Annotated in this window: 9 protein-coding genes; 2 read left to right on the top strand and 7 right to left on the bottom strand. The window is 71.3% G+C overall.

Annotation, left to right across the window (positions count from 1 at the left end; genetic code table 11):
- Positions 1-10: 10 nt before the first annotated feature.
- Positions 11-1147 (bottom strand): hypothetical protein, encoded by a 1137-nt coding sequence (locus AOJ26_RS06275; protein ID WP_053847163.1) that lies wholly within the window; start codon positions 1145-1147, stop codon positions 11-13.
- Between the two features lie 32 nt (positions 1148-1179).
- On the bottom strand, positions 1180-2391 hold the full coding sequence (locus tag AOJ26_RS06270; RefSeq protein ID WP_053847162.1) for a methionine adenosyltransferase: 1212 nt from the start codon (positions 2389-2391) through the stop codon (positions 1180-1182).
- 234 nt (positions 2392-2625) lie between these two features.
- Here AOJ26_RS06270 and AOJ26_RS06265 point away from each other — a divergent pair, with 234 nt between their 5' ends.
- Complete coding sequence (locus tag AOJ26_RS06265) at positions 2626-3603, top strand: radical SAM protein (RefSeq protein ID WP_159044219.1); 978 nt, start codon at positions 2626-2628, stop codon at positions 3601-3603.
- Positions 3600-4898, top strand: a complete 1299-nt coding sequence (locus tag AOJ26_RS06260; RefSeq protein ID WP_053847160.1) for a cytochrome P450 — start codon at positions 3600-3602, stop codon at positions 4896-4898. The genes AOJ26_RS06265 and AOJ26_RS06260 overlap by 4 nt, the downstream gene beginning before the upstream one ends.
- Positions 4899-5071: 173 nt before the next feature.
- On the opposite strand, the gene AOJ26_RS06255 is transcribed toward AOJ26_RS06260, so the two are convergent.
- Genes AOJ26_RS06255 through AOJ26_RS06235 form a run of 5 tightly spaced genes read right to left on the bottom strand, consistent with a single transcriptional unit; the run spans position 5072 to position 12198 of the window.
- Positions 5072-6856 carry an AMP-binding protein gene (locus AOJ26_RS06255; protein ID WP_143663551.1) on the bottom strand — a complete coding sequence of 595 codons (1785 nt, stop codon included), beginning with the start codon at positions 6854-6856 and terminating at the stop codon, positions 5072-5074.
- The gene (locus tag AOJ26_RS06250; RefSeq protein ID WP_053847158.1) at positions 6853-8268 is read right to left on the bottom strand and encodes a class I adenylate-forming enzyme family protein; all 1416 of its coding nucleotides are present in this window, start codon (positions 8266-8268) and stop codon (positions 6853-6855) included. Before AOJ26_RS06250 ends, AOJ26_RS06255 begins: the two co-directional genes overlap by 4 nt.
- Complete coding sequence (locus AOJ26_RS06245) at positions 8265-8570, bottom strand: acyl carrier protein (RefSeq protein ID WP_053847157.1); 306 nt, start codon at positions 8568-8570, stop codon at positions 8265-8267. The genes AOJ26_RS06250 and AOJ26_RS06245 overlap by 4 nt, the downstream gene beginning before the upstream one ends.
- A complete protein-coding gene (locus tag AOJ26_RS06240; RefSeq protein WP_053847156.1) occupies positions 8567-9922 on the bottom strand; it encodes a condensation domain-containing protein in 1356 nt (451 codons plus the stop codon). The genes AOJ26_RS06245 and AOJ26_RS06240 overlap by 4 nt, the downstream gene beginning before the upstream one ends.
- Positions 9910-12198, bottom strand: coding sequence for a peptidase domain-containing ABC transporter (locus AOJ26_RS06235; RefSeq protein WP_053847155.1), 2289 nt, complete (start codon positions 12196-12198; stop codon positions 9910-9912). Before AOJ26_RS06235 ends, AOJ26_RS06240 begins: the two co-directional genes overlap by 13 nt.
- Between the last annotated feature and the right edge of the window lie 523 nt (positions 12199-12721).

The following is a 12721-nucleotide window of genomic DNA, read 5'->3' as shown; positions in this document are numbered from 1 at the left end:
TCCGCCGGCTTCACACCAGCAGCCGGATCCACTCCCGGGGCAGGGGCTGCCCGCGGGCCACCCGGTCGTGGAAGGTCAGGGCCTGATGGGCGAACATCGCGCACCAGGTGTTGCCGTGGCCGGCCACCGCGGACGCACGGGACACGGCGGGCTCGGCGGGACCGGTGCCGCCGTCCTCGAACGGCAGTGCACCCAGGGGCGAGACCATCGCCGTCAGCCGCCGGGCGAGCAGGGGGAGCGTGTGCCTGCCCGCGGTGTCCAGCCGGTCCTGCGCGGCGAGTACGGATCCGACGCGCAGCATCTGGGCGATGACGTCGCTGCGTACCCGGCTGTCCGGCTGCCGGGCGTACTCGGGCAGGACGCCGTCGGTGACCTGTGCCAGCAGCAGGGCGTAGGACTCCTCCAACTGCCCCCGGTAGGCGTGGTGTCCGGCCAGCTCCGCCTGGAGGAGTCCTTCCAGTGCGTACAGCGCCGGGTGGCTCATCGCGGGCAGTCCCGCCACGAGGCCGGGCGCGTGGCGGTGCAGGGTGGCCGTCGCCGCCGCGGTGAGGGACGGCGTCCCGGTCCCGTGCGCCAGCGCCAGCACTCCCCCGGCGACCTTGAGCAGATGCGGGCCCGCGGTGGTCGACCAGCGCGGTGGCGGTGCCGGGGCCCCGGGGTGGGGCAGGCACGCCAGCCAGCTGCCGTCGCGGTCCCGCAGCCGGTCCAGCAACGCGGCGGTCCTGGCCAACGGCGCCCGGGCGTCCGACTGCTCGGCCCCGGCGCCCGCCGGAAGCGCGGCCGCGAGTCCCCGGTGCACCATGCCCAGGTCGAAGGCGAACAGGGCGTGGTTGCGCCACTCGTCGGCCGGTTCGGCCGCGGGGCGGAGGTAGCGGCGCGTGCGCGGGCCGTGCTCCGCGGCCAGTTCCCGTGCCAGCCAGCCGATCACCCCGGCCCGGACGGCGTCGGCCTGCGCGGCCTGCGGCGCGCCGGTGGCTTCGAGGAAGGACAGCCAGGTCAGGTAGTACCCGGCGATCTCCGGATAGACGTAGTCGTGGTCCGGGCCGCGGACGCTCCCCCGTACCCCGCCGGCGTGCGGGCCGGTGGTGACGCGGGGGCGGTCAAGGAGCCAGTCCGCCAGGGCCGTTGCCGTGGCGGGAGGCGTCACGGCCCTTGCGGATGCCGTATCGGTGCGCATCGTCAGTAGAGCCGGATCGAGGCGGAGAGGAGGTCGTCGGTGATGCTGGTGATGTTGGACAGGACCGACTTGACGGTGACCTCCACCAGGTTGGCGTCGACGGGACCCTCGTGGGCGACCACGACCTCCCAGGGGTCGTCGAGAGCACGCCCGGCCTGCCCGATGACCCAGACGCGGAATCCGGTGTCGAAGGCCGCGGCGAGTTCGTCCGCGATGCGCTGCGCGGCCACGGTGTAGATCTTGCCGGTGTGGTAGACCGGGTTCTTCCCGCAGACGCCTTCCATGGTGTACGGACGGGCGGTGGCGATCAGTCCGTTGGCGCGGTTGCCGCGGCCGACCAGCCCCTCGTCGCCGCTCTCGATGGAGGAGCCGGTGGCGGTGAGGTACAGCTCCGGGATGTCGTACTTGTCGCGGGTGTTGGTGAACAGCTCGACGGTGTGTCCGGGCAGCATCCGCGCGGCGAGGTCCGAGACGATGCCGCGGGCGGTCTCGATGTTCGCCGCGTACGCCTCGAGGTCCGGGACCTCGTCGGCGATCTGGGGCAGGCACATCGTCAGGTCGAGACTCGTGCCCCTGCGTACGGCGAGCACCTTGATGTCGGTGCCGAGCCACGGCAGTTCGTGTTCCTCGTGGAGTTCCTTCTCGACCTGGAGCACGAAGGTCTCCAGCGGGCTCAGCGGTGCGTAGGCGGTGCCGATCGACGTGTCGTTGCAGACCAGGTGCGTCAGTTCGCGCAGGTCGGACAGGTCGCGCGGCGCGAACCAGTGCCGGCGGTAGGACTCCTTGTCGGAGGAGGCGTCGACCTGGCCCGGGCTGCTGCCGCTGCTGAGGTTCCACAGGAAGGTCAGGTCCTGCTCCGGGTCGATCTTCGGCAGCCTTGCTCCGAGGAACTCCCGGGTGGCGCTGACGATGATGTCCTCGACGGGGATGTCCTCGTCACCGAAACGGTTGCTCGTCCGGCCGTTGACCAGGACGCGGATGGGCGAGGTCATGCGGCCGCGGCCGAAGTCCACCTCGCTGCGGCCGCCGAGGAGACCCACCTTGTCGAAGTTGTGGTGCAGGACCGCACCGAAGCGTTCCCGCGTGTAACGGGAATACGCGACAGAGAGTGCTTCCGCCAGTCCGTCGGAAAGCGAGTCCGGGTGGCCCGTCCCTTTCCGCTCGACGACCTCGATATCGGCGACGGGGCCGGCCTCGATGAGGTTGAACCGCATGACTGCTCTCCTATGGCAAGGCGAATGGGAGGGCGTCCGGGCCAAGTGGCCCCGAACACAGGCCAATTGTTGGCAGCGGCCCGAGGAGGGTGTCAAGCACGAGAGCGAGGGGCGGATTCTTTGTATTCCGCGAATATACCGGCGCCGCCTAGCGTGTTGACCATGATGGATCCAATGGCCGCTGACGTGCGACGACTTCGCCAGTCCGGGCTTCCGCGTCCCGTTCCGCGACGCATGAGCATGCAGATCACGAATCTGTGCAACTCCCGGTGCACCATGTGCTCGATCTGGGAGATATACCGGAAGGAAAAGGGGCTCTACAGCACCGAACTGACCGGCGAGGAATGGCTGCGGGTCACCGAATCCGCCCTCAGCCAGGGCGTCACGTCCATTGACGTGACCGGCGGCGAACCCTTCCTCAAGGAAGGCGTGGTGGAACTTCTGAGCATGGTTCTCCGAAGGACCGGTTTCGTCGCGGTCACCACCAACGGGCTCCAGCCGAAACGGATTCTGGGCATGGTGCGGAAGATCCTCACCGAGGCCCCGGAGGACTCGCTGTTCGTGGTGAGCGTCTCCCTGGACGGCTTCTCCGACACCTACGGCCGGATCCGCGGGGTCAGGAACGGTTACGACCGCGCCCGCGCCCTGCTGCGGGACCTCGCTGAACTGCGGCAGTCCTACCCGCAGTTGAGCCAGCAGATCAGCTTCACCATCATGGACGACAACGTCGACGAGCTGCCGGCCCTCATGGCCGACGCACTGCGCACCGGCCTTGTCAGGGAACCGGACGACTTCGCCTTCCGGCCCGTCGCCTCCGGTCACTACTACGCGAAGAACAACACCCTGGAGGGCAGGCAGAAGCTGATCCGCACGGTGGAGCAGCTGAACCGGGAGTACCGTTTCGAGCGGACGCTGCCCTTCGTCGAGCGCATCCCGCAGAGCGTCAACTCACCGAACGAGATGATCGTTCCGTGCTACGCCATGTTCGCGTCGCTGTGGATCGACCCCTACGGCGGCATCGCCCCCTGCGTCACCATGACCGAGGACGTCATCGGCAACGTGCGGGACACCGGCTACGACATCCTGCCCCTGTGGACGGGCAGCCTCGCCCAGCAGGCCAGGGACCGGATCAGGCGCAACGACTGCGCGATCTGCTGGACGGACTGCCAGGCCATGGAGAGCATCGAGTACGAGAGCGCCGGTGCGCGATGACCGTCCGCGACCAGGCCCTGCCGCCCGTCGTCACCCCCGCCAGCCGGCTCGACCCGTACCCGCTGTACCGCCTGCTCCGGGAGCGCAGCCCGGTGCACTGGGACGAGGAGACCCGATCCTGGTACGTCAGCCGCCGCGACGACACGGTCGAGCTGCTGCGCGATCCACGACTCGGGGCGCACACCTACCCGGACTGGGTGCACAGCCTTCCGCTGCCCGAGCGTCGCGACGTCGTACCGGTGGAGGACCACCTCGCCCGGTGGCCGGTCTTCTCCGACCGGCCGGCGCAGCAGCTGCTGCGCCGACGGCTGCAACCCGCCTTGTCCCGCACGGCCGTCGCCCCGATGGGTGACGCCATCAGGGAGGTCACCCGCTCGCTGGCCCGCGGGCTCGGCGCGGGGCCCGCCGATCTGCTGACCGGCTTCGCCCGGCCCGCGGCGACCTGGACACTGAGCCGTCTGCTCGGTACCTCCCCCGACGAGGACGGCCCCCGGCTCGTGCGGTGGTCGGACGCTCTGGTGCGCTATCTGGGCAGCACCGGGGTCGACGTACGGCTGGCCGGGGCCGCGCGCGTCGCGGTGGAGGAACTGACCGGCTACGTCGTCTCGCGCATGCTGGACGATCCCGTCACCCCGGTCGCCCAGGCTCTGGCGCGGGCCCTCGTTGAGGAGCAGACGGTCGAACTGGACGACGTGGTGGCGATGGTGGCGCAGTTGGTCACCGGCGGTGTCGAGCCCACCGCGACCGCCACCTGCGTCATGGCCCTGCGGCATGCGCAGTCCCGGGAGATGCCCGCGCCCGGTACGGACCACAGCGCCGGCGCCGCGTTTGCGGACCCGGAGGTGTGGGCGGACGCCCAGGTGGAGGAGGCGTTGCGTTTCGATCCTCCGTTCCACTTCGCGCCCCGGGAGGTGAAGGCGGACTTCGACTACCGCGGGCACCCCTTCGTCACCGGGCAGCGGGTGGTGCTGATCCTGGCCTCCGCCGGGCATGACACGGCAGGCGGCGAGGCGATGTCCCGCTGCCCGGTGACAGGCGCGGCGGGAGCGACGGCGGTGTCAGACAGCGCGGGCCGGCCGCCGGTGGCGACGGGCGAGCAAGCGGCGGGGCACCTGGCCTTCGGACGTGGCCGCCATTACTGCCTTGGCGCGTCGCTGGCCCGGCTCCATCTGCGCATGGCGTGGTCGGCCCTGGCGGAGGCGCGGGTGCTGGAGCGCGTCGACGCCGCAGCCGTGGAGCGCATCCCCGACTTCGGCATGACGTCGTTCCGCACCTGCCCTCTGCGACCGGTCTAGGAGCTGCCTCTCCGGTCGGCCTGTGGACGGCGCTCCTGGTGCTCGGGGTGTCGGCGTACGACTGCGCCGGCACCCCGAGCGCGTATGCGACCCCCTGCGTGACGTGGTCCTCCGGGGTTCATCGCCTGGTGGTCCCTGCGCGGTCGGCAGGTCACGTCGGGGCGACGGCAAGGTCAACGCCCCAGCAGACCCGCCTCATAGCGGCGTCGGGTCTCGTTGACGCGGACCTTGCCGCTGGTCGTCACCGGGAGCGTCCCCGGCGGGACCAGGACGACCTCCTTGACGAACAGGCCGAGCACTCCGGCCAGGCGCTGCCGCGCGGCGCGGGCGGTCTCGGTGCTGCGCTCCTCAGTGGGGGCGGCGTGGTCGCGCTCGGCCACCAGACACATGTGCGCGGCCGGCACGGCTTGCGGCCCGTAGGTGGCGCTCGACCGACCGCAGGGCTCGGACCGCGGAGGTCCGGCCGTCTGGAAGACCGCGGTGCGTCCGGGGCGCAGCCCGGGCAGATCGGCGAGGGCGTCCGCGATGTCCGCCGCGTAGTAGTTGCGCCCCTGGTGTACGACCGTGTCGTCCACGCGTCCGAGGACGAACAGGTGCCCTTCGTGGAGGAAGCCGCGGTCCCCGGTCTGATGCAGCCGCCGGATGTCGCGGGGGTGCGCTCTCCTCCCCCAGTAGCCTTCGAAGAGCTGGGGTCCGGCGATCCACACATCGCCGATGTGTCCGTCCGGCAAGCGCCGCCCGTCGCGGTCCCGCACCACCACCTCGGTGTCGTCCAGCGGCGTTCCGGAGGACAGCAGCGTGGTGACCTTCCCGCCCTCGGCGTCGTGCGGACCGGTGACCGGCCGGATGTTCCCGGCCTGCAGAGCGCCCCTGCGCACCGCCAGGCGCCGGGCCGGACGTCGTGGAGTGGCCGTGGTGACCGTGAGTGTCGCCTCCGCCATGCCGTAGGAAGGGCACAGGCAGTGTGCGCGGAAGCCGGCGGGAGCGAAGTGCGCGGTGAACCGGTCGAGTGTGTCCGCCCGGACGACCTCTCCGGCGTCGCGCGCGACGCGCCAGTGGCTCAGGTCGAGCGAGGCCGCCGCGGCGGCGGGAATCTTGCGGACGCAGTGGCCGTAGGCGAAGTCGGGTGCGCTGGAGAGCGTTCCGCGCAGCTCGGACAGCGCGGTCAGCCAGGACAGCGGTGAGCGGGCGAACTCGCGCGAAGCCAGCAGCACCGAGGCGTATCCGCTGTGCAGGGGCCGCAGCACGCCGGTGACCAGGCCCATGTCGTGGGAGAGCGGCACCCAGGTGACGGCTGTGTCCTCGCTCCTCTCCCGGTAGGCGCGGGCTGCCTGCGCGCACTGCGCGGCGACCGCCCGATGGGTGATCACGGCGCCTTTGGGCCGCCCGGTCGAGCCCGACGTGTACTGGAGGAAGGCCACCGTGTCCGCCGTCGGCCCGGGTGGGCGCCGGAGGGGCGGGCCACCGGGCGGCGCCGGAGCGGACAGGTCCTCCCAGGTGTGCACCGTCGCCGGCGGGACCTGTCCGGCCCCGAACGACGGCCCTGTCTCGCGGAGCACGCCCTCCGTCTGCTGCGCCCACGGCTGCGTGGTGACGACCCAGCGGGCCTCGCAGTCGGCGGCGATACCCCGCAGCCGGTGCACCGCGGCCGTGCCGGACCCGGCGAGCGGCGGGGCCGGCACGGCGATCAGCCCGGCGGCGAACGCGGCGAGCAGGGTCGCGGGGAAGGACAAGGCGTTGGGCAGCAGGAGGACGACCCGGTCACCGTGCCGTGCGCCCCGTTCGGTCAGGGCCGCGGCTGTTCGATCGGCGAGCGTCAGGAGTTCGGCGAACGTGACCGTGCGGACGACGGCGCCCTCCCGCCATTCGGTGACGGCCGCGGCCTGCGGGCGGGCGTGTGCGTGCTGTCGCAGCCAGTCGTACGCCGTCGCCTGCGGTCTGCGGATCGCGCCGCTCACGCCGTCGCTTCCCCCGTGGCCGCCCACCAGGTGTCAAGTCCGGCCCGCCGTATCTTCCCGCTGGGGGTCCTGGGCAGGGTGCCCTGGGTGACGATCCTGGTCGTGGGCCGGGGGAAGCCCAGCAGTTCCGCCGCCCTCACGACCTTCCGTGCGGTGCGCTCCTGTTGGCCCGGCAGGGTCTCCACGTAGCACACCGGAACGGGGTCGCCGGTGACCGCGACGTCGGCGACACCCGGCAGCATGCGGATCTGGTACTCGAGGTGTGCGGTGTCCAGGCTGTCCTGCTGCAAGCCCGTCTTGCGTCCGACGACGAACAGGTAGCCGTCGTCGTCGAGGAAGCCCAGGTCCCCGGTGTGCAGCAACTCCGGGTCGGCGCTGTCGCGGTCGGCCGTCCGCAGCCTCACGCAGATCTCACCGGGCTCGCCGGGTGGCAGGGGGCGGCCGTCCTCGGCGATCTCGATGCGGATGCCGGGCAGCGGCCGGCCGACGGAGCCCGGGTGCCGCAGCCATTCGGGGGTGGTGATCTGGGTGAGGGTGCTCTTGGAAGTGCCGTAGTACTCGTGCAGGACCGGGCCGAACAGGTCGATCGCGGATCGTTTCACGGCGGGTGGGCAGGCGGAACCGCCGTGGAAGAGGACGCGCAGCCGCCGGGCCGGGGACCGGTCCGCCACCACGGCGTCGACGAGCTGGTCGATGCCGAGGAACGCGCTGTCGGCGCCGTGCCGGTCCACGAGCTCAGCGAATCCGTCGGCGGACCAGGTGCGTTGCACGACGACCGTGCTGCCGGCCTGGAGGGCGTACAGGGCGGGGCCGAGGGTGCCGAGGTGGTAGGCGGGGTTGCCCATCACGTGCGCTCCGAAGACGAGGCCCGCCGCGTACCGGTGGTCGACGGCGACACCGCGGTAGGGACGCGGTGGGCGGGCGCGCGGCACGGCCTGCGGTTCGCCGGTGGTGCCGGAGGTGGCGTAGGCCAGGTGGCCGGCGCGGGCAGCCAACGGCAGCGGGCCGAGGTTGGCGGTGGACGCCAGTGCCTCGTCGGTCAGGGAGGGGACGGGCAGTGCTGCGGTGGCGGCAGCCGGGCCCAGGTCCGTGCCGCCGACGTGCAGGACGGCTCGGGCGTCGGTCATCAGCCGGGCAGCCGTTGAGGAGGCGAACAGGGAGGGGGCGACGGGCAGCAGGCCGTAGCCGTACCGCAGGGCGGCGAGGGCGAGGGCGAAGAAGCGGGGGCCGGTGGGCAGGTCCGTGGTGAGGACCGCGCCGTCCTGGACTCCGGCCGAGCGCAGCCCACGGCCGAGCGCGTCGGCGCGGGCGGTCAGCTCGGCGAACGTGCAGTGCTCCCCGTCGGCCACGACCGCCGTGCGGCTGGGCAGTTCGGCGGCGGTCTGCCAGGGGTCCCACAGGTAGGGCTTCACCGGTCCTCCCCCACGGCCGGGCCCCGGTCCGCGGTCGTAGCCGTCTCCCCGGCCGCCCGCAAGAGGTGGTGCGCGAGGTCGCCGATGCTGTCGGTGCTGAAGATCAGCCGGGAGTCGACGTCGAGGTCGAGCCGTTCTTCGAGGCTGGTGGCCAGTTCCACGGCCGCCACGGAGTCGCCGCCCAGGGCGAAGAAGTCGTCCGTGGCGACGACCTGGTGCCCGAACACCTCCCCGGCGGTGGCCAGGACCAGGGCGAGCAGTGCGTCGGCGTCCGGTGCGCTCGGGGGCGTGGGTTCGCTCATGATGACTTCCTCGGTGTGCGGACGTCCGTGCCGCAGTCGACGGTGAGGTCGGCCGTGAGGCATCCCAGGATGGCCTGGGCCAGTTGCCGGCCCACACGGTGTCCGTCGAACAGCAGGTTGATGAACAGGCGGTCGCGGTATTCGTCGCATCGCAGTTGCAGCGCGGACGCGTTGGCGAAGGTGACGCGCCGCAGCGGATAGGCGTCGGCCGTCACCCGCAGGTCGCCGTCGTGCCGGGTCTGCTGGTGGTCCCCTTCGAACCGGCGCAGGTTGATGTGGATGTCCCGCCCCAGCCACCCCTCGTCGGGAGCCAGCTCGCGCAGCATCGTGCGCAACTGCCGCCCGCTGAGCTGCTGGTAGCGCAGCGCCTCGAGGATCTGTCCGCTCACCTCGGCCCTGACGTCGGGGAGCGGGGCCGAGGCGTGCTCCACCTTGAGCGGGGCGACACCGGCGAACATCCCGACGACGTCCCGCTCGGCGGCGCGCCGGGAGTCCATGGACGTCCACAGGCTCAGCCGCCTGCGGCCGGTGCACTGGGCGATGGCGCGGGCGAAGGCCGCCACGACCCACTGCAACAGGGTGCAGTGCTCACGCTCGCAGGCCTGCCGCAACGCGGCCACCTGGGCGGCACCCAGTTCGGCGGGGACGGCGCCGTCCTCACTGGCCGCCGCGTGGTCGGGGCGGTGCCAGGGGTTGAGTCCGGCGAAGCCGGCCCGGTCGTACCAGCTGTCCCGCGCCCGTCGCAGGTGTCTCGGTCCGAAGGCGGTGCGCTGGCGCAGGGCCGCCGCGGCGAAGGAGGGGGCCGTGCCGGGGATCTCCTGGCGCCGGCGCAGCGCTTCGTAGTCGCGCCAGATCTCCTGCGCGAACAGGTGGTGGGCACGGCCGTCGAAGACGAGGTTCTGGAAGGTCGCCAGGAAGGCGTGGTGTTCGCTCGAATACCTCAACAGGCGCAGGGCGTACGGGCGGTGGCCCGTGGTCCACGGTTGCAGGAAGTCGCGTGTCAGCACGGCCGCGGCGTAGACGCCGAACTGCTCGGCGGAGGCCGCCTTGACCTCCTGGTGGTGCACGACGCGCTCGTCCGGCCCCAGGGGGCGGACCCGCTGCGCAGCCATCGGGGTGCGCTCGTTCAGCGGCAGGACCTCCATGCGCACGGCGTCGTGGCGAGCGACGAAACGGTGCACGGCCTGCTCGAACAGGTTCCGGTCCAGCCGACCGAGGATCTCGTACGACAGGCGTACGTTCCTGTGGACATAGGTCTGCCGGACGTTGGCGTCGTACCACTCCTGTTCGTAGGTGAACGGCACGGCCTCCGCCGTCTGCGGGCCGGGCGTCGCGGAGTTCAGGCCAGGCACAGGAACTCGCCTCCCGCCGCCCTGAGCGAAGCCGGGGAGCCCGACTCCACGATCCTGCCGTCACGGACCACGAACACCTGGTCGGCCCGGTCCAGCACGGTGAGCCGGTGCGCGATGGCGATCACCGTGATGCCCGCCCGCAGCAGTCCGTCGAAGATCTCTTCCTCCAGGGCGGGGTCGAGGGCGCTGGTGGCCTCGTCGAGGATGAGCAGGTTGGGTTTGCGGGCCAGCGCCCGTGCCAGGACGATCCGTTGGCGCTGGCCGCCCGACAGTCCGTGCCCGCCCGGGTTCACCAGGGTTTCGTAGCCCATGGGGAGCGCGGTGATCTCCTCGTGGATCCGGGCGAGCCGGACCGCCTCCACCAGGTCGTCGTGGTCGAGGTCGTCGGCGCCGAAGGCGATGTTGTCGCGGATGGAGGCGCCGAAGAGGTGGGCGTTCTGGTTGACGTAGCCGATCTGGCGCCGGTAGGCGGAACGGTCCACTGCGGCGAGGTCGCGTCCGTCGACGCGGATCGTGCCGGAGCCTGGCTCGTACAGCCCGGCCAGCAGCATGCCGAGCGTGGACTTGCCCGAGCCGGACCGGCCCAGCACGGCGACGAACTGCCCGGGCTGTACCTGGAGTCGGGCGTCGGACAGGGCCGGCCGGGAGGCGCCCCGGTAGGTGAAGGACACGTTCTCGACGGAGACGGCGGCCGGCTGTCCGGGCGTCGACGGGGCGCCGAGTGTGCCCCGGGGTTCGGGCTCGGCCCGCAGGACGTCGTCGAGGCGGGCCAGTGCGGGGCGGACGGCGGCGAGCTGGGCGGCCGTGTCGAAGACGCTCTCCAGCGGGGCGAACAGCGCGGTGGTCAGCGCCATGAAGGCCAGGGTTCCGCCGAGCGATCCGTGTTCCGACAGCACGCGCCAGATGCCGATCACCACCACGGCGAGCGGCGCGGCGAACTGCAGGGTGCGGCTGAGGGCGGTGGACACGGACAGCGAACGGCGGGCGTCCTGCCGCTTGTTGATCTCGTGGATCAGGGCGTGTGACCAGCGTTCCGCGGCCGCGCCCTCCGCTCCGGCCGCCTTGAGGGAGGTCATGCTCTCCAGCAGCTGCACCAGTTCGTTCTGGGTACGGGTCTGGCGTTCCAGTACTTCGTGGCTCAGCCGGACCTGCCGTCGCCAGGCCGTCACCATGACACCGATCTGGACGGTGATCAGAGCCACGACGACCGAGGCGAGGACCGGGTCGACGATCAGGACCGCCACCAGGTAACCCGCGATGAGGAGGCTGTCGAAGACGGCCGACAGCGCGGACAGGCTCAGCACCTGGGTGAGGGTGCTGCTGGTGCGTGCCCGCATCGCCAGGTCACCGGAGTTGTGCAGGGTGAAGAAGTCGTAGGGCAGGGACGTCAGATGGGCTACGACACCCCATGTCATACGTTTCTCGACCAGCGACTGCCGTCGGGTCAGGACGAAGGCACGGGTCAGCTGTGCCGTCAGGAACACCATGGTCACCAGGGCCAGCACCAGGGCGGTGAGCGACAGCATGTGCTGCCGTCCGCCGGTCATGACGTGCCCGACGAGGAAGCTGAGCGCTGCCGGCAGGGCGGCTTCCAGGCCCATGAGAACGACGGACAGCGCTCCGATGCGACCGAACTCCCTGGCGCTGGGCAGGAAATGCCGCATCCGGTGCCAGGGACCGGCCGAGCCGAACCCGCCGGACAGCGGGCGCCTTGTCTCGCCAAGGGGGGCCGTGAACTCCAGCGCCACGCCGGTGAACGCGGTGGAGACCGCGTCATGGCTGAGCCGACGCCGGCCGAACGCGGGATCGACGATGTCCGTGAACGCCTCGGTGGCCCGTTCGAGCACGACGAAGTGGTTGAAGTTCCAGAACAGGATGCTCCCCGGCGGCAGCTTCCGCAGCCCCTCGACATCGGTGCGCACTCCCCGCCCGTCGAGACCGTGGCTGCGGGCCAGGTCGAGCAGCGTGCGGGCGGAGGCGCCGTTGCGTCCGGAGTTCACCTGGTCACGGACCTCGTCCAGATGCACGTCGATCCCGTGGTGGCGGAGCGTCATGACCAGACAGGCCGGCCCGCAGTCGCTGACCTGGGTCTGGAAGCAGACCGGGACGTTCCGCCTGCGGCGCAGGTCTCGCAGGGCCGCGCCCAGGGCCCGGACGCGTGCGGCGGGGCTCCGGTCGGGCTGCCACGTCTGCGGTTCGTGACCGAACACGGGGCCGAGACCGTCCCGTCCGTGGTGGTGCTCGAGAGCCTGGGTGCGGAAGCGTTGTTCACTCATCGTTCAGCTCTGTCCTTGGGAGCCGCGGCGGTGGGCCGGGGAACGGTCCCCGGCCCACTCTCGGTACTGCGGGGGAAACGTGGCGCTTCCATGCCCGGGCGGTCCCTTGGCCGGCGAACCGGCCGACGGGACCGCCCGGAGCGGCGGCCGTCAGATGCAGTTGGCCGGAACCGCGAGCGCACCGCCGACGATGTCGTCGAGCTCCTCGTCGGTCAGGGCGGTGATGTCGACCTGGTTGTTCTCCATGTCATTTCCCTTCTTGTCTTCCCGAACGCACCGGAAACCAGGGCGGAGACCGGCTGCCGAACGGGTCCGATTCGGCATCCGCATTCCGCGGCGTGCCGTTGAGAAGAACGCTAGCCCGCCTTTCCCGCCCTGATCAACAGCTCACTTATCCATCTTGCAAATCAGCGAGAATAACTGCTGACATACCGGGCAAAAATTCATAGCAATCCAGACATATAGGCCTCCCCTCCCCCTCTTTTCCGTCTCGCCGGCGAGACAAAAAGGCGCCGAAATGCGC

It is taken from the genome of Streptomyces sp. NRRL B-24085 (genome assembly GCF_001282115.1).
In the GTDB taxonomy this organism is placed as follows: Bacteria; Actinomycetota; Actinomycetes; order Streptomycetales; family Streptomycetaceae; genus Streptomyces.
Note: the sequence above shows the minus strand (reverse complement) of the source record. Positions and strands in the feature narration are given on the sequence as shown.